Below are 23,086 nucleotides of genomic sequence, written 5' to 3'. Positions count from 1 at the left end.
CCGTCCACGGAATCGACGTCATCACCGTCCGCGACGGAAGGATCGCCACCATCCTGACCATGTTCACCGCCTGACCTCCGTCACGTTCTCAAACACGGCCCAGCCCTCGGCGGCTTGCGCCGAGGGCATCCGCGTTCGCGGGCGATGCGGCGTCAGGCGTCCGCGGGTACGGCTGAGGGCCGGCCGGTGGCCCACGCCGGAAGGTACTCGATACGGACGACGGCGCACGTGATCGAGACGCCGCCGCCGTGGGCCACGATCAGCACATGGTCGCCCGCGCCGACTTCGCGTGTTTCGACGAGGTGGTTGAGGCCCACGATCTGGTCGCTGACCGTCATGTGGCCGAGCCGGCGTCCGAGTTGGAGCAGCCCTTGCTCGGTGCGGAGGCCCATGGGGGCGAGGATGCCCTTGAGGTAGCTCTCGCGGCCGGTGAAGATGTGGGCCACGCGGGTGATGTCGGCGACGCCGAGGCCCGCTTCGGCGATCGTGCGCAGGGCGAGTTCCGTCCGGAGTTCCCCTTGGCGTCCCACGGCCTCGGAGATCGCCTCGTCCTCGGGCACGGACGCCGCCGGTCGGTCCTCGGCGTCCGCGTCCACTGCCGTGACGGGAGGGAACTCCTCGTCGCGGAACCGCTCTTCGACCTCGGCGGTGGAGCCGCTGCTGATCGACAGGAGCCGGGCGAAGCCCGGTTCCTTGGTGAGGACGACGGCGCTCGCCCCGTCGCCGAGGACGCCGTTCTCCAGGGATGCCCAGCGGTTGAAGTGCGGGGTGCTGAGGTTGTCGGCGCCCGTGACGAGTGCGGCGGCGCGCTCGGGGACGGCCCGGAGGTAGCAGGCGGCGAGTTCGAGGGAGCCGATCAGGCCGTTGCATGCCTGGCTGACCTGGTAGGAGGGGATGTCCTGGTCGGTGATGTGGCGCAGGATGTAGTGCTGGGGCGACCAGCCCCCGGGTCCCTGCCTGTGCATGCAGGCGTGGATGTGGAGCACGAGGTCGTGGGGGTGGGTGCCGGCGCGTCCGGTCGCCTGGCGTGCCGCGAGCACGGCCATGTCCGGCGGCGTTGTGTCACCGGCGACCGCGGCTCCGGTCCACCCCTGGAACTCGTGGTCCTCGGCGTCGTACAGGCCCAGTTCCACGGCTTTGCCCGCGTCCAGGACGGCGGGGACGTGGACGCCGAGTCCCGCGATGTACAGGTCGGGGGTCTTCACTTCGAGGACGCTCCTTCCGGCGCGTGGTCGGCCGTGGTGGCGGCCTTCGCTTCGGCGACGGCCCGGGCCAGGGAGTCGACGGAGCTGTCGCGGAGGACCTTGACCATCGGCAGCTTGACCTTGAGGCGGCGGTCGATCTCGTTCCTGAGCTGGACCGCCATCATCGAGTCCATGCCCATCCTGCTGAGCGGCCGGCTCGCGTTCAGCCGCTCCGGGTTCAGGCCGAGGATGGCGGCGGCCAGCTTCGTCACCGTTTCGACGACCCCCGGATCCGTCTCTTCCCGGGGTGCGGGGACAGGCGTGATGTGACGTGGTGCCGTCCGCTCCGGGGCGGGCCGCTCCGGGGCGGGCCGCTCCGGGGCGCGGTCGAGGAGTTCGCCGAGCAGCGGGACATGGGCCGCCTCGGGATGGACGCGTGCCCAGGACGGCCAGTCGATCCGCAGGACGATGCGGTGCGAACTGCCTTCGGCGAGGATGCCGCCCAGGACGCCGAGCCCCTCGTCGGGCGAGAAGCTCGCCATGCCGTGGGGGACGAGGCTGCGGCCGGCGTCCTCCTCGTGCCGGGCGATCATGCCGACGCCGTCCCAGTAGCCCCAGTTGACCGAGGTGGCCGGGGCGCCGGCCGCGAGCCGGTGGTGGGCGAGGGCGTCGAGGAACGCGTTGCCGGCCGCGTAGCCGCCGAGCAGGGGCGACGACAGGACGGAGGAGCCGGAGGAGAACAGGACGAACATGTCCAGGGGCGTGTCGTGCACCAGCCGGTGGAGGTTCCAGGCTCCTGAGACCTTGGCGCTGAGGAGGGCGTCCAGGTGCTCGGGGGTGGTGTCGGTCACCGGGACGGATTCGTAGGTCCCGGCCGCGTGGAACACGCCGCGCAGCGGTGCCTTGCCCCGGTGGGCCCTGTCGGCGAGGAGCGCCCGCATGGCCTGGTGGTCGGCCACGTCGACGGCCGCGTACTCGACGTCGACGCCCCGGCCCGCGAGGTCGCGCAACGGGCCGGGGTCGGGCAGGGAGGTCCGGCCGGTCAGGAGGAGGGTGCGGGCTCCCTGGTCGGCGAGCCAGGACGCGAGCCGTGCGCCGATGCCTCCCGCGCCACCGGTGATGAGGTAGGTACCCGCGGGGCGCACGGGTGTGCCGGACGTGGTGTCCCGCCGGCGCGGTGCGGCGGGCAGCACCTCGTCGGGGAAGGCGATGACGGCTTGGACGCCGCGCGGACCTGACGTGCCGGTGCGCTGGAGGATCCGGCCGGCTTCGGCGGCACCGACCTCGCGGTGGGGCAGCGGGGAGAGCTCCCCCTTGCCGACGAATTCGGCGATGGCCCGCAACACCGAGCCCGCACGCCCGGGCTGATGCCGCATCAGATGAACGATGTCGACGGCGTGGAGGGAGAGGTTGGGTGCGGGAAGGGTCCGGTCGAAGGGCGCGGCATCGACGCCGTCGGGCCCGGTGAGCTCCACGAAGTGGCCGTAGGGTGCCGTCAGGGGGAGGTCGGCGCGGCGGCCCGCGGCCGTGCTCAGGACGGTGTCGAATCCGGGTCCGCCGGTGGACGTGCGGTCCGTGACGTGCCGGGCGCCACGCTCCGTCAGCCGCTGCCGCTCGTCCGCGCTCGCGGCGACGGCGTGGACGTCCGCGCCCAGCCATCGGGCCACGTCGACCGCGGCCAAGTCGACTCCGGCGCTCGCCGAACGCACCAGTACGCGGTCGCCCTTCCCGACGCGGGCGACGTCGTGGAGCGCGTAGTACGCGGTGAGGTACGCCCGCGGCAGGGCGGCCGCCTCGGCGGGCGTGACACCGCTGGGCAGCGGCGCGGTCAGGACCGCCTTCGTGACGACGTGCGAGGCCGTCGCGTTCTCGGCGAGGGCGACGACCAGGTCGCCGACGGCCACGTCGCGCACGCCGGCCCCCACGGCGACGACCGTCCCGGAGCAGCCCGTGCCCAGGGGTCGGTCCTCGCCGGAGGGGGCGTCGGGGTGGTCCAGGGCGGCGTGCGAGACGCGGACGGCGACCTCGTCCGCCTCCGGCGCGGGCGGCGTGAACGGGGTCAGCCACCGGTCGCCGGGGGTGCCCGGCCGCGGAAGGGAGAGCCGCACGGCCGCCGTCGGTCCCGGCTCCGCGGAGGCCTTGCGGCGCGCGACCAGGCGGGCGACCCGGCGCGTGCCGTCCCGCAGCGCGAACTGGTCCTCGTCGTCCGGCCCGAGGAGGTCCGCGACCAGGGCCTCGACGCTCGTGATGTTGCGGTCGAGGTCCACCAGGCGTGTGCGCAGCTCCGGGTGCTCGGCGGCGAGGGTGCGTCCCAGGCCCCACAGCAGCGCCTGGAAGGGGGCGACGTGGCGGTCCTCGGGGGCGACACGCTGGGCGTGGCGGCTGACCAGCCACAGGCCGGGGGCGTCGGGGTGTTCCCTGGCGGTCAGGGCCTGGGTGAGGTGGACGACGCTGCCGCAGGAGAGCAGTTGAGCCCGGTCGATCTCCTTCCCCGTGGCCTCGCGTCCCGCTGTCGCGTCCAGGGACCACAGGTGCACGATGCCCCGGAGCGGGCCGCGGTCCGCGATGTCGTCCAGGACCGCGGCGTACTGCGCGGGGTCGGCGGGGTCGATGCGGTACCGGTCGCCGGCGGCCTGGTAGCTCGCGGCGGCGGTCACGACGACGGTGTCCTGGCCCTCGGCGGCGAGTCCCCTGGCCACGGCGCGTCCGAAGGGGCCGCTGTCGCTGAGGAGCACCCAGGTTCCGTGGCCGGTGGGCGTGGTGGCAGGGACGGTGCGGGGCAGCGGCGTCCACCGGAGTTCGTGGAGCATGCTGTCCAGGTCGTCCGTCGGCCGGGCGGGGGCGGTGTTCACGGGGGCCTCCTCGAGTGCCGGGGCGTGGCCGGCGAGGTACTGGATTCGGGCACCGCGCATCTCGGCGAGGAGACGGCCGGTGGGGTCCGCGACGCGGATGTCGGCGGCGAAGGAGTCCTCGCGCGCGGTCGGGACCAGGCGGGCGTGGCTGAACACCTCGCGGCCGGGCCGGTGGTAGGAGCGGTACTCGTCGATGCCGCCGAAGACGAAGACGCTCTCGGTGTCCGCCACCGTGCGGGGACGGGCAGCGGTCATCACATGGCAGGCGGCGTCGAGCAGCGCGGGGTGGAAGTGGTGCTCGGCGAGGGCGGCGTGCAGTCCTTCGGGGCCCTCGACGCGTGCCAGCGCCTCGCCGTCCCGGCGCCACAGTTCCGCCAGCCCCCGGAACACGCCGTTCCACTGGTTGCCGCGTTGGGCGTTGTAGGGGTAGAACTCGGCGGCGTTCTGGTGTGTGGGAAGGGTCTTCCGGACGGCCGCCAGGTCGACGGGGACCGGTTGGTCCGGTTCGTGCAGGGCGCGGGCCGTGGCCTCGGCGTGCAGGACCCACTGGGCCTCGCCTGCGGATCGGCCGAGGACCTGGAGCTCCAGGCCTTCCTCACCGTCGACGGCGCTGACCCTCAGAGTGGGGGCCGGGCCGTTCCCGTCGAGGTAGAGGGCCTGGCGGTAGTGGACGTCGGTCAGCGCCACCGGTCCGTCACCGAGGAGCTGACGGGCGGCTTCCGTGAGCAGTTCGAGATAGGCCGTGCCGGGCACGATGACGGTGTCCTGGATCCGGTGGTCGGCCAGGTAGGCGTTGCGGCCCGGGTCGAGGGGGCCCTCCCAGGTGGTGGTGCTGCCCGGGGCCGTCGTACGGGTCCCCAGAAGCGGGTGGCCGGACGCGGTGTCGTACCGGGGTTGCGCGGGCGCCGTGGGAGCGGGGGTCCAGTGCCGGGTGCGCTGCCAGGGGTACGTGGGCAGCGGGACGCGGCGGCCTCCGTCCACGACGGCCGCGAGGTCCAGCGGCACTCCGGCGGTGTGGAGCTTCGCGGCCGCGGTCAGCAGGGCGCTGCGCTCGTCCTCGTCGCGGCGCAGCGAACCGACCGCGGTGATGTCGTCGCGGCCGGCGGCACGACCGGTCTCCTTGATGCCGTTGACCAGCACGGGGTGAGGGCTGATCTCGATGAACACGGTGTCGCCGGTGTTGCCAGTGTCGAATTGATGGCGCACCGCGCCGACGAAGTCGACGGGTTCCCGGAGGTTTCTGGCCCAGTATTCGGCGTCCATGCCGGTGCCGTCGATGACCTCGCCGAGCAGGGTCGAGTGGATCGGGACGGCGGCCCGGCACGGGGTGAGGTCCTTCAGCGCGTCCAGCAGGTCGTCGCGGAGCGCGTCCGTCTGCGGGGAGTGCGAGGCGAAGTCGACGTTGACGAGCCGGTTGGGTGTCCCCTGCGCGTCGAGTCCCGCCAGGACCTCGGCAAGGGCGTTCGGGTCCCCGGCGAGCAGTGTCGAGGACGGGCTGTTGGCGGCCGCGACCGAGACGGTGTCCTCGTGGCCGGCGAGGGCCCGGGCTGCCTCGTCGGCGGACAGCGCGACGACGGCCATGGCGCCGCGGCCGGCCAGCCGCTTGGCGATCCGGCTGCGGCGGCAGATGACGGCCGCGGCGTCCTCGATGCTCAGGGCCCCCGCGATGTACGCCGCCGCGGACTCCCCCATGCTGTGGCCGATGACGACGTCGGGCTCGACGCCCCAGGAGCGCCACACCTCGGCCAGGGCGATCTCCATCGCCCACAACGTGGGCTGGACGACGTCGAGTTCGGCAAAGTCTTCCTCGCGGCCGTTCCGCAGGAGGTCGACGACCGACCAGCCGGTCTCGGCCCGGACCGCGGCGTCGCACGTCCGCATGGCCCGGGCGAACACCGGCTCGCTGTCGAGCAGTTCACGGCCCATGCCGATCCACTGGGAGCCCTGGCCGGGGAAGACGAACGCGACCGACGGGCGCCGGGCGGGGTCGGTGTACTCCGACCAGGACAGGGAGGGTTCGGCGTCGTCCTGGGTGAAGGCGGTCAGCGCCCGTACGGCCTGCTCGTGCGAGGAGACGGGCAGCGCCAGCCGGCTGTCGAAGTGGGATCGGTGCAGTGCCGCGCTGTGGCAGATGTCGCGGAGCCGGTGCGCGCGGCCGTCCTCACCGGCCAGGAACCGCGCGACGGACGCGGCGACCGCCTTGAGCGCCTCGGGGGTCGCGGCGGAGAGGGTGAGCAGTTCCGTGCGGTCCTGCGCCGGGTCGTCCGCGGGCGCCGGAGCGGGCACGTGTTCCTCCAGGACGACGTGGGCGTTGGTGCCGGAGATGCCGAAGCTGTTGACGCCCGCGCGTGCGGGCCGGCCGGTGTCGGGCAGTGGCGTGCTCCGCGTCGCGACGGTCAGCGGGAGCGTCGTCCACGGGACGGCGGGGCTGGGTTCGTGGAAGTGCAGACTCGGGGGGACGAGGCGCTGTTCGAGGCAGAGCACGGCCTTGATGAGCCCGGCGATGCCCGCCGCCGCCTCGCTGTGCCCGATGTTGGTCTTGACCGAGCCGACGAGCGCGGGGCGGCCGGCGGGCCGGCCGGTGCCCAGGACCTCGGAGAGCGCCTGGAGTTCGACCGGGTCGCCGACGGGGGTCCCGGTGCCGTGCGCCTCCACGTAGTCCACGTCGGCCGGGTCCACGCCCGCGTCGGCGTACGCGCGCAGCAGGACGTCGCGCTGGCCCTCGACCGCGGGGGCGACCATGTATCCCCCGGACCGGCCGTCGTTGCCCACCGCGGAGCCGCGCAGGACGGCGCGGACGCGGTCCCCGTCGGCCAGGGCCTGGGAGAGGGGCTTGAGGATCACGGCGCCGATGCCCTCGCTGCGGACGAAGCCGTCGGCGGAGGCGTCGCCGAACTTGCAGCGGCCGTCCTTGGCCAGCATGCCCGCGCTGGAGTACGCGACGCCGATGTCCGGCTGGAGCAGCAGGTGGGCCGCGCCCGCGACGGCCATGCGGCATTCGCCGGAGCGCAGGGCCTGCACGGCGTGGTGCACCGCCACCAGTCCCGAGGAGCAGGCCGCGTCGACGGTGAGGCTGGGGCCGCGCAGGTCGAAGGCGAAGGACAGGCGCCCCGACGTGGTGGCGCGCAGGCCCGCTCCGGTCATGTCGTACAGGTCGAAGCGGTCCCGCGCGGCACGCTGCACATGCCAGTAGTCCTCGCCGATCTGGCCGATGTAGACGCCGGTGTCGGAGCCGGCCAGCGCGGACAGCGGGACGCCCGCGTCCTCCAGGGCCTCGTGGGCGACCTCCAGCAGCAGACGCTGCTGGGGGTCCGTCTTGTCGGCCTCGCGCGGGGTGATGCCGAAGAAGCCGGCGTCGAAGTCCGTGACCTGCCCGATGAAACCGCCCCACCGGCTGACGGTGCGGCCGGGGGTGCGCGGGGTGGGGTCGTAGTACGGGCCGACGTCGTACCGGTCGGCGGGGATCTCGCTGATCGCGTCGGTGCCGTCGCGCAGGAGCGCCCACAACTCGTCGACGGTGTCGGCGCCGGCGAACCGGCCGGCCATGCCGATGACGGCGACGGGTTCGGCCGGCTCCCGCTCCGGTGTGCGGCTGGGCTTGTCGTGCACGGGCACGGTCTGTTCCTCGTGTCTGGGTGGGTGGCCTCGAGGAGGCCACGCGGAGTGGTGCCGGCTGGACTGCTGCCGGGGACTCGGGGGCAGGGCGGCGGACTCAGCCGTGGTGCCGGGTGAGGGCCAACCGCCGGTCCGCCCACGCCTGGACGACGTCCAGGTCGTGGTCGGTCTCGGCGTCGGGGGTCGCGTCGGGCAGGTCGTCCTCGAGCCGCCGCAGCGGCCGGTGCAGGAGACCGAGGGTGCCCCAGGCCGCGATGCACAGCCCGCACACGATCATCAGCAGGGCCATGCCGCGTCCGGGACCGGTGCCGAGCACGTCGCCGAGTGCCGGATGGCCGCGCAGGACGGGGGCGAACACGCCGTCGGCGAGCGGGCCCGCCGCGAGGAAGCCGACCGGCTGGGTGGCGAGCGCGAGCATGACATTGGTGGCCATGACCCGGCCCTGGAGTTCCTGTCCGACCTTGACCTGGATGATGGACAGCCAGTGGGCGTTCATCACGGCCATGGCGCCCATCCGCAACGCGAGGCCGGCCGCCACCACGGGCAGGGACGCGTGCAGGCCCATCACCACCGTGCCCGCGCCCACCCCGAGGGTGGCGGCGATCATGCCGATGGCCCGGCGCCGGGTGCCGCCCCAGGGGATCATCAGCAGTCCCCCGAGCACGCCGCCCACGCCGCCCACCGTGGTCACCAAGCCGAGTTGCGCGGTGCCGGCGAAGGAGAGGACGAGCGGCTGCACCGCGACGAAGACCACCGAGGCGAAGAGGTTGAGGACCGCGGCGAAGCCGATGAGCAGCAGCAGCGGCCTGCGCCGGGCGATGAAGCGCCAGCCCCCGGTCAGCGCCCGCCCGAAGGACTCCCGCCGGCGGGGGAACATGCGGTCGGGGAAGCGGACGGCCAGCAGGGACGCGATGCCCGCGGCGAACGCGCCCACCCCCACGCCCACGACACCGGACACGCCCGCGAACGCCACGAGCACACCGCCCAGGAGCGGTCCGACCACGGTGGCGAAGCCGAGTCCGAGGCCCACGAGCGCGTTGGCCTGCGGCAGATGGGGCTTGGGCACCAGCTGGGCGGTGGCCGCCAGGTACGCGGGCCGGTGGAAGGCGGTCGCGACCGAGGTGACGGTCACGATGAGGCACACGCCCGCCAGGGACATCCGCCCCGTGGCCAGGAGCACCGCGAGGGCGGCCATGGCGAGTGCGCTCGTGCCGTCGGCCGCGATCATGACGCGGCGGCGGTCGACCCGGTCGGCGACCGTTCCGCCGACCGGGGTGACCAGGAGCGCGGGCAGGGTGGCGAGCATCGTGACGAGCGCGAGGTCCAGCACGCGGCCGCTGCGCTGGTAGGCCCACACCCCGAGCGCGAACATGCTGAGGCTGCCGCCCAGCATGGACAGGAACTGCCCGGCGGCGACCGTGTAGAAGGCCCGCAGGCCGGTGCGGCGCGCGGCGCCGGTCCCGGCGAGCGGCCGGGGCAGGCGTCCTTCGCTCCAGTCGGTGATCCGCGCCGCGAGCAGGGGGGCGAGTGCGGTCGCCTGGTGCCGCAGGAAGTAGTGGCCCGCCTTGGGGATGGTGGCGAGTTCGACCCGGTCGGCGAAGGCCCCCCATTCGCGGTGGCGCTCCTGGTACAGCTCGGTCGAGTGGTCGGCCTCGCCCACGACGCACAGTACGGGCGCGGCCAGCGCGGCGCGCGGCGCGGCCAGTTCCCTGGCGTACCACGCGCGGGCCTCGGCCGAGTCGTGCCGCATGGCGCGCAGTGCGGTCCGCGTGGTCGCCTCGTCCGTGTCGTCGAGGATTCCGCCGGTCGTGCGCAGGACGTCGCGGTAGTGCCGGCTGGAGGCCCAGCGCTCCAAGGGCAGGACGCGGTTGACCCAGGCGGACGTGCGTCCCGGCAGCCGCGCGGACGGGAAGTTGCCCGCGACGGCGACGCCGAGCACGTCGCGTCCGGCGGCCTCCAGCCTGCGGGCGAGCGCGACGGCGGCGGCCGATCCCACGGAGTGCCCGTAGACGACCAGGGGCCCTGCGACGGTCGCCTCGATCTCCGCGGCGAGCCGTTCGGTGAGTACGTCGAGCGGCAGGAATTCCTCGGCGGGGCGGGCGGGGTCGTGTCCCGGCAACTCGGCCGCGAGGAGCGCCAGATCGTCCGGCAGTGCCGCGGCGAGCGGCTGGTAGACGGCCGCGGACCCGCCGCCGTACGGGACGCAGACCACCGTGGCCCGGGGGTTCGGCGACCCGCTCAGGCGGTGCAGCAGACGGCCCTGTCCGGTGTGGGACGCGTCGAGGTGTGCGGCCAGTTCACGCACGGTGGGACGGGTGAACATGTCGATGACCCGCAGGCCGGGGTCGCTGGCCCGGACGGTACGGACGGCGGTGAACGAGTCGCCGCCGAGCGCGAAGAAGTCGTCGTCGATCCCGACGGCGGGCAGTCCGAGGACCTGGGCCCACACTTGGGCGAGGCGGTGCTCGGTGGGGGTGCCGGGCGGCACGCGTTCCCCGGCGTCCTGCGCGGCGGGGCGCGGCAGGGCGGCCCTGTCGACCTTGCCGTTCGGTGTGAGCGGGAAGCGGTCGAGCACGGTGAGGGAGGCGGGCACCATGTACTCGGGCAGCCGGTCGCGCAGTCCGGTACGGACCTCGCGGGACTCCAGCCGGGTGCCGGGCTCCGGCACGACCCAGCCGGCGAGGCCCTGCTGCCGGCCCTCGCCGACGGGCAGCACGACGGCTTCGGCGACTCCGGGCAGCCCGCGCAGGGCCTCGGCGACGTCGCCCGGTTCCACCCGGTAGCCGCGCACCTTCACCTGGTCGTCGACGCGGCCGCGGAACTCCACCCAGCCGTCCGGCCGCATCCGCAGGAGGTCGCCCGAGCGGTACAGGCGCTGCCCGTCCACGGTGACGAACCGCTGCGCGGTCAGCTCCGGCGCGCCGATGTAGCCGCGGGCGACCCCGGGGCCGCCGACGAGGAACTCCCCCGGTATGCCGGCGGGCAGAGGGCGGCCGTCCCGGTCGGCGAGGAAGCCGGTGGTGTTGGGGATCGGGCGGCCGAGCGGGACGATGCCGGTACGCAGGCCCTCCGGAACGTCGTCGACGTCGCAGACCGTGCGGACCATGGTGGATTCAGTGTGCCCGTAGTGGTTCTGCACCCGCAGTCCGGGACGGGCCGCGCGGGCCCGCTCGACGATGGACCAGGGCAGCGCCTCGCCGGCGAACATCAGCAGCTTGCGCGGCAGTACGGCGCCGATGTCGCCGTGGGCGGCGAGCAGTTCGAAGTGGCTGGGGACGAGCTTGATGACGTCCATGGGGTTGCCGGCGAGGTAGCCCGCCAGCGCGGCCGGGTCCATGGCCGTCTCCCGGGCCACGAAGTGGAGGGTGCCGCCGGTGGTGAGGGCCGCGTGGAAGCAGGTGTGGGCGAAGTCGGCCGCGATCGTGGACATCACGGCGTAGACGCCGCCGTGGACGTCCTCGCCGAGCCGTTCCAGGACGCCGTCCAGGTAGTCCGTCACGCTGCCGTGCTCCACGGCGACGCCCTTGGGCGTTCCGGTGGATCCGGAGGTGAAGATGACGTGCAGCAGGTGGCCGGGGCGCACCGGCACGTCGGGCCGGTGCTCGGGGCGGTCCCGGAGTACGGCGGGGTCGTCCAGGACGACGACATGCCTGCCCTCTCCCCGGACCGCGTCGGCGAACTCCCGCACGGTCACCACGGTGCGGACCCCGGCGGTCCCCAGGATCGAGGCGATCCGGCTCGCGGGGTACATGGCGTCCAGCGGGAGGTAGCCTGCGCCGGCCTTGAGGACGCCGTGGAGGGCGGCGGGCAGCGCCACCGAGTGCTCCAGCAGGACGGCGACGGGCTCGTCGCGGGTGACTCCGGCGGCGATCAGCGCGTGGGCGACGCGGTTGGCCGCACGGTCGAGTTCGCCGTAGGTCAGCCGTCCGTCGGGGGCCACGACGGCGAGCGCGTCGGGGGTGCGGTCGGCCCACCGTTCGACGAGCGAGTGCAGGGTGCGGGGCGGGTCCTCGCGCACCGGGCCGCGCAGCACCGAGTCGGCGGTGGGCGCCAACGCGGCGTCGTTTACGCGCCCTTCGGGGTCGTCCAGCATTCGCGCCAGCAGGTTGCCGTACCAGGTGGTGACGGCCCGTACGGTCTCGGCGTCGAAGAGGTCGCTGCGGTAGTTGAGGGTGCCGGTGAAGCCTGCGGGCCCTTCGGCCAGGGTGAGGTGGAGGTCGGACTTGGCGGAGAGCACGGGTCTGCTCACGGCGTCCGCCTCCAGTCCCGGGAAGGCGGACGGTTCGTCGTCCAGGACGATGAAGTTGAACAGGGTCTGCACGATGGGGGCGGTGGTGGCGCTGCGGTCGGGGCGCACCCGGGCCACGAGCCGCTCGAAGGGCACGTCGGCGTGGGCGAACGCGTCCAGTGCCACTTCCCGGGTCCGCTGGAGGAGTTGCGTCCAGGTCGGGTCGCCGGACAGGTCGGTGCGCATGACGACGGTGTTGACGAAGCAGCCCACCATGGCGTCCGTGCCGGGGTGGCGGCGGCCCGACTCGACCACGCCCACCGGCACGTCGGTGGTGGCGCACATGCGCGACAGCAGGGCCTGCCAGGTCGCGAGGAAGACCATGAACGGGGTGCAGCCGGTCCGCGCGGCGAGCGCCCGGACCCGCTCGGCGCAGTCGGCGGCGATCTCCAGGTCGACCTCGCCGCCCTCGGGGCCGGCGACGGCGGGCCGGGGGCGGTCGGCGGGCAGGTTCAGCTGGGGCGCGAGGCCCGACAGCCGCTCCTCCCACCAGTCGAGGTCGTCGGCCGGTTCGGGGCGGGAGGCCAGCCAGGCGGCGTGGTCGGTGTGCTGTGCCGGGAGCTCCGGGGCCTCGCGCAGTCCGAGCCTGGCCGCGTACAGGTGCGGCAGTTCCGCGCGGATCAGGCCCATGGACGTGCCGTCGATGGCGATGTGATGGAACGTCAGCGCGAGCACCGCGACGTCGCCGGTCCGGAACAGCGCGGCGCGCATCGGCGGCCGCCGCGCCAGGTCGAACGGCCGGTCGGACTCGGCGGCGAGTGCCGCCTCCAGGTGTTCCGGCGCGACGTCCTCGGCGAGCACCGGCACGTCGTCGGCGCCGCCCACGACGGTGACGGGTGCCCCGTCCCGTTCCTCGATCCGGCCGCGAAGCACCTCGTGCCGCTCGGCCAGGTCCCGGACGGCGCCGAGCAGGGCCGGCCCGTCGAGTGATCCGCGCAGCCGCAGGACGACGCGGGCGTGGAACGCGGCACCGCTGGTGCCGAGTTGTTCGAGGAACCACAGCCGGGCCTGCGCCGAGGTGAGCGGCACCGGCGCGGACGGGTCGGTGCGGCGCGGCAGGGTGGCGGCGGGTTCGGCGAGGGCGGCGGCGAGCCGCTGCTCCAGCAGCGCGCGGGTGCGTTCCCGTGCGTCGGTCGTGGTCATGCGCGCGTCTTCTCCGAGAGCCCCGGCTCCCATGGCGTTCATCCTTCGGCAAGCGTGTGTGCTGTGAACTTCCGGCTGGTCCGGCACCGGGTCCTCAGGGACCGGGCGTGCCGGACGGCGGCCGTGTGGTGATCCTGAGGCGGCCGATCGCCTCCTCGGCCCGGCGTACCGCCTCGGCGGGCGTCGCCGCGCAGCTGAGGGCGTACGCGCTGCGGTCCTGGGAGCTGCGGAGCGTCTCGACGGTCGCACCGGGCCGCACCAGGACCTCGCAGTGGATGACGTCGGGGACGGCGTAGGCCTGGGCGAGTCCGTCGACGCTCTCCACCACGCCGGGTGCGGCGTGGGTGAACCGGACGGCCGCCGCCCGCTTGGGATGCCGCGGCAGCGGCTGCGGGAGCGGGCGGCCCTTGAGCAGGGTCCAGTAGGCGCGGACGAGTTCGATGTCGTAGGCCCACTCGATCAGGTCGACGATGCTGTCGCCGGGCAGGCGGCCGGCGCACTCGATCAGATAGGGGGTGCCGTCCTCGACGATCCACTCGCAGTGGACCACACCCGTGCCGAAGTCCGTCGCCGTCACGATCCGCCCGGTCTGCTCCCGCAGCAGGGCGTCGAGGTCGGCGGGTATCTCGGCGGGCACCAGCTGCCCGCGCTCGACGGGCCGGGGCCCGGGGAACATGACCTCCTCGGTCACGTTGCCGAACAGCACGCGGCCGGAGGAGACCAGCAGTTCCACGCTGAAGGGCCGGCCGCCGACGTAGTGTTCCGCCACCATGCGGGCGGGGACGTCCCGGTCCGGCATCGACGCTCCGTCCCGCTGGGCCGCGCACTCCGCGAGGCTCCCGGACCAGGCCTCGTCGGCCTCGTCGGCGGACCGCAGGATGCGCGCGCCGAGGGAACCTTGCAGGTCGACCGGCTTGAGCACGACGGGTCCGTGGTGGGCCGCCATGAACGCCCGCACCTCCGCCGCACTGGCCACGGCCTGTGACGCGGGGTTGGGCAGTCCGGCCTCGCGGGCGGCCTCCCGCAGCAGCGACTTGTCGCGCAGCAGCCGTGCCGCGCCGGGGCCGGTCCCGGGCAGCCCGTACCGCTCGGCGAGGCGCGCGGCGAAGTACGTCGCGTACTCGCCCGTGGGCCCGACGGCCGCGGGGGCCAGATCGGGGTGGGCGTCGAAGAACTCGTCGGCGGCGCCTTCTCGTTGGTAGGGCCACTCGATGAGTTCGCGGATCACGGGCACGGCCCGCGCCTGGTCGCGGAGCCCGCGCTTGCGGACGACGTCGGGTTCCTCGACGACGATCACCGAACCGTCGGGCTCGAAGCCGCCCACGGCGAGCAGGGACGCGTACGTGAAGCCCACCAGGATCAGGGGGCGCGGTGCGTCGTACGCGGGGGACGTGCTCGGTGCCGTCATCGCGACTCCCCGTCCGGCTCGGCCGCGAGGCGGTCGAGCATCGTCAGCTCCACGTGCTCGGCGAAGTCGGCGAGCACCGGGCGGTCGAACAGCGCCCGGACGGGCAGCCGCTGGCCCAGGGCCTCACGGAGCCGGCCCATCACCCGGGTCGCGGAGAACGAGTCGCCGCCGAGCCGGAAGAAGTCGTCCTCGCGTCCGATCGCGCCGGTGCCGAGGACGTCGCCCCACACCTTGGCCACCAGTTGCTCCATCATCGACTCCGGAGCGGCGGCCGGCCGGTCCGCCTCGGCGGGTTCCGGCAGCGCGGCGCGGTCCGTCTTGCCGTTGGGCGTGGTGGGGAAGGCGTCCATCAGCACCCAGCGGCGCGGGACCATGTAGTCGGGCAGCCGGGCGGCGAGATGGCCCTCGAACGACGTGTGCCCGGGTGTGCGGGGCACGACGTAACCCACCAGGTGCTTCTCACCGTCGGGGCCCGCGACGACGACGGCCGCGTCGGCGACGCCGGGGTGTTCGCGGAGCACGGACTCGATCTCGCCGGGCTCGATGCGGTGGCCGCGGACCTTCGCCTGGAGGTCGGTGCGCCCCAGGTATTCCAGCTGCCGGCCCTGCCACCGGACGAGGTCGCCGGTGCGGTAGCACCGCTCGCCGCCGGGGCCGGTGACGAAGCGCTCGGCGGTCAGCTCCGGACGGTGGAGGTAGCCGTCGGCCACGCCCGCGCCCGCGATCCACAACTCGCCGACGCTGCCCGGCAGGGCGGGTCTCCACCACCGGTCGACGACGTGGACGCGCGTACCGGCGATGGGGCCGCCGATGGGCACGGCGTGCTCGTCGGCGGGGTGCTCGACGCGGCCGATCGTGGCGTAGACCGTGGTCTCGGTGGGCCCGTACGCGTTCCACAACGCGCCGACACGACCTGCGAGTTCACGGGCCAGGGCGGGGTCGAGCAATTCGCCGATGCTGATCACCCGCATCGTGGGACGGTCGGCCCAGTCCGCGGTGTGCAGCAGGCGCAGCGCGGTCGGGGTCGCCGTCGCGACCGTCACGCCGGTGCGCTCGATCCAGTCGGCCAAGGCGTGGCCGTCGGCGGTCGTGTCGCGGTCCGCGAGGGCGAGCCGGGCGCCATGGGCGAGCGTGACCCACAGCTCGTAGCCGAACACGTCGAAGGTGAACGGCACCACGCCGAGGGTGACGTCGTTCTCCGTCATGCCGGGGCTCGCCGACAGGGCGGCGACGAAGGCGGCGAGGTTGGCGTGGGTGACCTGCACGCCCTTCGGGCGCCCGGTCGAGCCGGAGGTGAACAGGACGTAGGCGACCTGCCGCGGATCGGGCTCCGGCAGGTCGGCCGCGGGGGCCCGGGACGCGGCTTCGTCCACGTCGGTCACGTCGATCACGGTGACCCCCGGCAGGGCGCGGGCCGCGGCGGAGGCGGTGCCGTCCGCCAGGACGCACCGCACGCCCGCGTCCGCGGCCAGGCGCGCCAGCCGGTCGGACGGGTGCTCGGGGTCCAGCGGCACATAGGCCGCGCCCGCGCGCAGGACGGCGAGCAGCGCGCCCGGCAGACGCCGACCGCGGGGCAGGCAGACGCCGACGGGTTCGCCGGGCCGCAGGCCCTGTTCGGCGAGGACGGCCGCGACCTGCCCCGACCAGGCGGCGAGTTCGGCGTAGTCCACCGTGCCGTCGGCCGCGACGACCGCGACGGCGTCCGGCCGGCGGCGGGCCTGGTCGAGGACGGCGCTGACGACGGTGGCCGGTCTGCCTTCCGGCAGGGCGTGGCCCGTGGCGGCCGAGCGCAGTTCCGCGCGTTCCGCGGCCGAGAGCGGGTCGAGTCCGAGGATCGGCCGGTCCGGCTCGCCGAGCGCGGTCTCGATCAGGGCGATGTACCAGCGCGCCCAGCGCCGTACGGTGGCCCGGTCGAACAGGCCGGTGCGGTAGGTCAGCGTGCCGGTGAACCCGGTGCCGTCGTCGACCAGGGCGAGCGAGAGGTCGGTCTGCGCCGCCGCGCGCGCGGTCTCGATCGGCGTCGCCGCGAGGTCGGCGAACCGGTCGGCCGCCGCGGGCAGGCCGATGACGTTGAGCACCGTCCGGAACAGGGGCGTCGAGTCGGGGTCGCGTTCCGGGCGGAGTTCCCGCACGACCTCCTCGAACGGCGTCTCGGCGTGGTCGAGGGCTTCCAGGACCCGGGCCCGGGTGCGCAGCAGCGCGTCCTTGACCGTGGGGTCGCCGGACAGGTCGCCGCGCAGCACGAGGGTGTTGGCGAAGCAGCCCACCATGCGTTCCGTGCCGGGCCGGTTGCGTCCGGACACCGGGACGCCGACCGGCACGTCCTCGGTGCCGGCGAGCCGGGCCAGCAGCGCCTGCCAGGTGGTCAGCAGCACCATGAACGGCGTGCAGTCCAGCTCCGCGGCGACTTTCCGCAGCCGTGCGGCCAGATGCGCGGGGAGGGCGACCGGCTCGGACGCTCCCGACCAGCCGGCCACCGGGCCGCGCGGCCGGTCCACCGGGAGAGCGAGGGGGTTCAGGCCGTCCAGGTGCGCCGTCCACCAGGCCAGGTGCGCTTCCGCGTCCGCGCGGTCGCGCCCGGTGCGCTGCCACTCGGCGAGGTCCGCGTACTGGACGGCGAGGGGTTCCGGAGCGGGGCCGGTGCCGCGCCGTGCCGCGTACAGTGCCGACAGGTCGTCCAGGACGGTCGTCCACGACCACGCGTCCACGGCGATGTGATGCACCGTCAGCACGAGGACATGCTCGGCGGCGGAGACGCCCAACAGCAGGGCTCGTAGGGGTGGTTCGGCGTCCAGCGCGAACGGGCGCGAGGTCTCCGCGCGCACGGCGGCGCCGACCTCGTCCGCGGCGGCCCCGGTCACGGGCATCGCGAGGGACTCGGGGGCGGCCGGTACGGCCACCGGCCCCGCCTCCGTCTCGGCGACGACGGCACGCAACACCTCGTGACGGGCGCCGAGGTCGCGCACCGCGGCGCGCAGGGCCTCGACGTCGAGCGGACCCGCCAGCCGCAGCGCCACGCTGGTGTTGTAGGCGTCGCTGTCGGGACGCAGCCGCCACAGGAACCACAGCCGCTCCTGTGCGGGTGACAACCGGACCGGGGCGCCGGGGTCCGGCCGCCGGGGCACCGGTCCGGACACCGCCGGCTCCGCCGTGCGGCGCTCCAGCTCGGCGGCCAGGTCGCGCAGCACCGGCCGTTCGAAGACGACGCGCACCGGCAGCCTGCAACCGGTGGCCTCGGCCAGCATGCCCACCATCCTGGTGGCCGCGAAGGAGTGACCGCCGAGCGCGAAGAAGTCGTCCGCCGCGCCGACCCGGGGCAGGCCGAGAACGGCCTCCCAGACCCGGGCCACCGTTTTTTCGGCGTGGCCGGCCGGTGCCGCCGGGGCGGTCCCGGGCTCGACGGGCCTCGGCGCCTCCCGCAGGGCCGCCCGGTCGGGCTTGCCGTTGGGGGTGAGCGGGATGCCGGTCACCACGACGATCGTGTCCGGCACCATGTGGGCGGCCAGGGACTCCCTCAGCCGCGAGCGGATCGCGTCCGCCCGGATCGTGCGGTGGGGAGCGGGCACGACCCAGCAGGCCAGCCGCCGCTGGTCCCCTTCCCCCTCGGGCAGTACGACGGCGTCGGCCACCTCGGGCAGCGCTCGCAGCGCGGCGGTCACCTCGCCGGGTTCGACCCGGTGGCCGCGCACCTTGACCTGGTCGTCGGTGCGGCCGAGGAACTCCACCTCGCCCCCGTCGCGCAGCCGGACGAGATCGCCGGTGCGGTACCAGCGCCCGCCGTCCGGGCCGTCCACGAACCGCTCGGCGGTCAGGTCCGGGCGCCCCACGTAGCCGCGGGACACACCGGGCCCGCCGAGCAGCAGTTCACCGGGGACGCCGGCCGGCCGGGGCCGGCCCGCGCGGTCCACGACCAGGCCCGTCACATTGGGCAACGGGCGGCCGAGCGGCACCAGTTCGGTGCGCCCCTGCTCGGCGACCCCGTCCACGTCGCAGACGAGCGACATCATGGTCGCCTCGGTGGGCCCGTAGTGCGTGTGCACGGCGAGGCCGGGCCGCACCCGGCGGAGCTCCTCCACCAGGGACCACGGGCAGCCCTCCCCGCCGAGGATCAGCAGCTTCGCGGGCAGGACGGCGGCCAGGTCGCCGTGGCGGGCGAGCATGGTCAGGTGACTGGGGACGAGCTTGACCACGTCCACCCGGTGCCGCGCGAGGTACGCGGCGAAGGCCCGAGGGTCGGTGGCCGTCTCCCGGTCCGGCAGGTGCAGGGTGCCGCCGGTGAGCCACGCGCCGTAGAGGCAGGCGAGGCCCAGGTCGGCCGCGACCGTGGACACGATCGCGAAGGACCCGCCCGCGACATCGGGCATACGCGCGGTCAGACCGGTCACGCAGTGCGCCAGGTTGCCGTGCGTCACGGCCACGCCCTTGGGCGCACCGGTCGATCCGGAGGTGAAGACGACGTGGGCCAGGTGATCGGGGCCGACCCGCACCGCGGGACGCGTGTCGGGCCAGGCGTCGGCGGCGGCGCCGGGTTCCACGACGTCGGCGAACCCGCGGACGCGGTCGGCGGGTTCGCCCGTCGCCACGACCAGCCGGGCACCGGAGGTGCGGAGCATGCCGCGGATACGGGCGGCGGGCCAGGCCGTGTCCATCGGCAGGTACGCGCCACCGGCCTTGAGGACGGCGAGCACGGCCGTGGCGAAGCCGGTCCCGGGGTCCAGCAGGATGCCGACCGGCTGGTCCGGGACGACGCCGAGGGCGATCAGCCGGTGCGCGAGACGGTTGGCGCGGGCCTCCAATTCGCGGTACGTGAGGGAGCCGTCCGCCGCGGTCACGGCGGTCGCGTCGGGGCGCTCGTCCGCCTGGCGCTCGACGAGCGCGTGGACCGGCACTCCGGCCGGTTCCGCGACCGGGCCTGCCAGGGCGGGGCCCGTCACCGGTTCCAGGGGGATGTCGCCGACCGGACGTCCCGGGTCGAGGGTCATCGCTTCCAGCAGGGCGAGGAACCACCGCACGATCCTGTCCGCGGTTCCGGGCTCGAACAGGTCGCGCCGGTACTCGAGCCGGCCGTTCAGCCCCAGGCCCGGGCCGGAGTCGGCGAGTTCCATGCTCAGGTCGAACTTGGCCGCGCGGGGCGGCACGTACGACCACTCGGCCCGTACGCCGGGCAGCGCGGGCGGGGCCACCTCGTCGTAGAGGTTGAGCAGCACCTGGAAGACCGGGGTGGCCGACAGGATCCGCTCGGGGCGGAGCCGTCGCACGACGTCCTCGAACGGAACGCGGGAGTGGCCGAAAGCGTCGAGCGCGCCGGCCCGCACACGGGCGATCAGGTCGCGACCGGTGGGCTCGCCGCCGAGGTCGGTGCGCATCACGACGGTGTCCAGGAAGCAGCCGACGACCGGCTCGCTCGCCTCGGTGTGCCGGCCCGCGTGCGGTACGCCCACCGCGATGTCCGTGGTGTCGGCGAGCCGTCCGAGGAGGGCCTGCCAGGCGGCCATGAGCACCATGAACGGGGAGGCCCCGGTCTCGGCGGCGACCGCGCGCACCCGGTCCGCGGTCGCGGGCGGTACGGCGACCGGTGCCGCCGCGCCCGGCCAGGCCGATTCCAGGGTCCGCGGGCGGTCGGTGGGCAGGTCGAGCACGGCGGGCAGCCCGGCCAGCTGCGCGGTCCACCAGTCGAGCCCGTCCGGCGCACCCGGCGCACCCGGCTCATCGGGGCTGTCGTGCGCCAGGTCCGCGTACTGCGGTGCCGGGGGCAGCGGTTCGCCGTCCCCGTGCCGGACGGCGTAGAGGGCCGCCAGGTCCGTCATGAGGATGCGCTGGGACCAGCCGTCCGTGGCGATGTGGTGCAGCGTCATGGCCAGCACCCAGCAGCCGGGCGTACGGAACACCACGGCGCGCATCGGCGGTTCGGCCGTGAGCCGGAACGGGCGGCCGGTCTCCTCGGCGAGCGCCGCGTCCAGGTCGTCCGCGCCCAGGTCCGTGACGGTCACCGGGACCTCGGCGGCCGACCGGGTCCGCACCAGCGGCTCGGGGCCGTCCGCGTCGACGACGCCGCGCAGCACGCGGTGCCGCTCGGCCAGGTCGCGCAGGGCGCCGGTCAGCGCCGGCTCGTCCACCTGTCCGGTGAGCCGCACGACCACGGGCACGTTGTACGCCGCGCTGTCCGGTTCCAGCAGCGAGAGGAACCACAGTCGGCGCTGTGCGGGCGACAGCGGGACAGGGCCTTCCGCGGCGGTGGTCGCGGGGAGCGCCGCTGCCCGGGCCACGGCCTCGCGGCCGGCCGCGAAGCGCGCCGTCAGCTGTTCGCGCAGGCCGTCGCCTGTGTTGCTCATGGTCCTCTTCTTCGTTCTTTCGGCGGGCTCGCCGAGAGGGTTCCCGGCACAGCGAGCGGCACGTGCGCTTCCGGGTGCGCTTCCGGTGGGGCGGAAAACCAGGCACGCAATCCTGGGACGGTCCCTTTCTGGTTCCGGGGAGGCCGTCTCCTCCAACCGTGCGCGATGCGGGCGGACTTCTGTTTCCAGGGGTGTCCGCGGATCATCATGAATCGGGCCCCGGCCGGCCACTCGGCGATTAACGCTTTCATGACGGAGAACGACCCCGTCTTGACGTGATCCACACGGGCCGCCCCCGTACGATCTGGTGCGGCGGATGCTCCTTGTTGTGCACGGGACCGCTGACCGATCGAGCCGGAATGGCGACACGGGGCCGTCGGCGACCTGGTCGCACCGATGAAATGCGATGCCGGCGAGTACGCCGGTCGCAGCGAGCTCCCCTTTTCAGAAAGCTGAGAGACCGTGATGATGAGCCTTGAGCCAGTGGAAGAGCTGGTCTCCGCCACCGACTCCCGATATGTGTGGTCCTATCCGGTCGATCATCCCGTCCCGGGCTCGCGGGAGAAAAGGGTCCGGACGGTCTGGTACGTCGGGCTGCCGCTCACATCCGCTCATCGCGGCAGCCACTCCGGCGGCGGCGCCCTGATCGACGACGCGGGCGACCAGTCCCGCTACGCGAATGAGGGAACGGTCTATCCGCATTCGTCGCTGGTCGAGATGATCACGTATCAGAACGCGTGCTTCCCGGAAATCGGCTGGCAGTACCTGGACATGAGCCACCTCGACTGGGAGAACGTGCGAGCGCGGATCCAGGCGGACCCGCCCGACGTGGCGGCCTTCACCGTCTATTCCTCGACCGCGATGTGGGCCTACATCGTCGCCGCCGAGATCAAGCGGGTGAACCCGCGTGCCGTGATCGTCTTCGGCAACGACCACCCCGGGATCCTGCACCGCGAGGTCCTCACGGGCGCGTACGGGTCGAAGATCGTGGACTTCGTCTGCACCGGCAACAACGGGCCGTTCACCATGATGGGGCTGCTGTCGTGGCTCGAAGGAGGGCTGGAGCTCTCCCGGATCCCTTCGCTCGCCTACCGCGACGGCTCCGGGGAGGTCCGCAACCAGCCGGCGCCGACCTATCCGCTGAACGAGCGGATGCTCCCCGACTACCGTCTCATCGAGGACGAGTTGGAGGCCCATTACGACGACGCGTTCAAGGTCTGGTACGCCTCGCACTACGCATTGCAGCGCATGGTCACCTTCCCGCTCGACGGCGGCTGCAACTGGGGCCGGCGCCCCACCCGCCGGTGCCTGCACTGTTCCATCCAGGGACTGACCCCCAAGACGACCGACGTCAACGCGGCAGTTTCCGCTCTGGAGATCCTGGTCGGCGAGCTGAGGTCCAATGTCTACGCTGCCGGCGACTCCACCCTGGGAATGTCGAAAGCGCAATGGGGCGGGCAGACCTCGTTCCTCGACGAACTGGCCGAGGGCTGCGCAGCGTCGGAGGTCCTCCGGGGCGAGCGGTTCATGCTCGCGTACGGACTGGTCTACGAATTCCTGCAGTCCGCCGAGCTGTGCAAGGGCTTCGTGAAGACCTGGAACGTCGGCATCGAGGCATTCGACCCCAAGCTGCTGAAGGACAACTCCAAGGGCATCAACAAGGGGCCCGACCGGGTCATCGAGGCCCTGGACCTGGCGCAGAGCCTCGACTACAAGATGTATCTCTCGGGAATCCTCGGCCTTCCGGGCACCACATTGCGGCAGTTGAAGGAGGAGGTCGACAACTGGCTCTCCATAGCGGAGACCTACGCCGGATCGATCACCACGATATCCGTCGCCGCACCCGCGATCATTCCCGGCTCCCGTATGTACCGTGACGCGTTCAAGCAGCACGCGGTGGTCCGGGAATGGCACGGCGAACTGCTCCCCATCAGGAAGCTCTCCGAGCTGTACATCCGCGAGAACACCGAAGTGGAACTGGCGGACGTCGAAGCGGCCCTCACCGAACTCGGCCGCGGGGTCATCGCCCTGGACAACGCCGGCGGCAACATCAAGTTCGGCGGCTACATGCTGGGCGGCGTCGACCACGAGGAGACGTACGAACGCCGTCTGCTCCAGGAAATCTTCGCCCAACTCCGCTGACCCGCCGAGCCGAACGGCCCGTCAGTAGCCTTGCGCATGCGCAGGTACCAGGCGTTCAGCCAGTCGTCGGGCTCGAAGGGGTCCGGCTCGGCGACGTGCAGCTGGACGGGCATGCCGGTCGA

General features: G+C 73.8%; 6 protein-coding genes and 1 pseudogene. 1 reads left to right on the top strand and 6 read right to left on the bottom strand.

Annotated elements, in window-relative coordinates:
- Positions 1-152: 152 nt before the first annotated feature.
- The 5 genes from ABZ883_RS22565 to ABZ883_RS22545 all read right to left on the bottom strand — a co-directional run bounded on the left by ABZ883_RS22565 (position 153) and on the right by ABZ883_RS22545 (position 20,822).
- Positions 153-1,205 carry a ketoacyl-ACP synthase III family protein gene (locus tag ABZ883_RS22565; protein ID WP_360908710.1) on the bottom strand — a complete coding sequence of 351 codons (1,053 nt, stop codon included), beginning with the start codon at positions 1,203-1,205 and terminating at the stop codon, positions 153-155.
- Positions 1,202-7,651, bottom strand: coding sequence for an SDR family NAD(P)-dependent oxidoreductase (locus ABZ883_RS22560; protein ID WP_360908708.1), 6,450 nt, complete (start codon positions 7,649-7,651; stop codon positions 1,202-1,204). The genes ABZ883_RS22565 and ABZ883_RS22560 overlap by 4 nt, the downstream gene beginning before the upstream one ends.
- A 97-nt stretch (positions 7,652-7,748) precedes the next feature.
- Positions 7,749-13,082 carry an amino acid adenylation domain-containing protein gene (locus ABZ883_RS22555; RefSeq protein WP_360908706.1) on the bottom strand — a complete coding sequence of 1,778 codons (5,334 nt, stop codon included), beginning with the start codon at positions 13,080-13,082 and terminating at the stop codon, positions 7,749-7,751.
- 94 nt (positions 13,083-13,176) lie between these two features.
- On the bottom strand, positions 13,177-14,490 hold the full coding sequence (locus tag ABZ883_RS22550; RefSeq protein ID WP_360908704.1) for an ATP-grasp domain-containing protein: 1,314 nt from the start codon (positions 14,488-14,490) through the stop codon (positions 13,177-13,179).
- A complete protein-coding gene (locus ABZ883_RS22545; protein ID WP_360908702.1) occupies positions 14,487-20,822 on the bottom strand; it encodes an amino acid adenylation domain-containing protein in 6,336 nt (2,111 codons plus the stop codon). Before ABZ883_RS22545 ends, ABZ883_RS22550 begins: the two co-directional genes overlap by 4 nt.
- A gap of 483 nt (positions 20,823-21,305) precedes the next feature.
- Between ABZ883_RS22545 and ABZ883_RS22540 the strand changes: the two genes are divergently transcribed.
- Positions 21,306-22,964: a hypothetical protein gene (locus ABZ883_RS22540; protein ID WP_360908700.1), complete on the top strand. Its 1,659-nt coding sequence runs from the start codon at positions 21,306-21,308 to the stop codon at positions 22,962-22,964.
- 26 nt (positions 22,965-22,990) lie between these two features.
- Here ABZ883_RS22540 and ABZ883_RS22535 read toward each other — a convergent pair.
- Positions 22,991-23,086: pseudogene (locus ABZ883_RS22535) on the bottom strand (dienelactone hydrolase); the annotation flags it as partial.

The organism is Streptomyces sp. NPDC046977 (genome assembly GCF_040644455.1).
Lineage (GTDB): Bacteria > Actinomycetota > Actinomycetes > Streptomycetales > Streptomycetaceae > Actinacidiphila.
The sequence above is the reverse complement of the archived record's forward strand: the minus strand, read 5'-3'. Positions and strand labels throughout refer to the sequence as shown.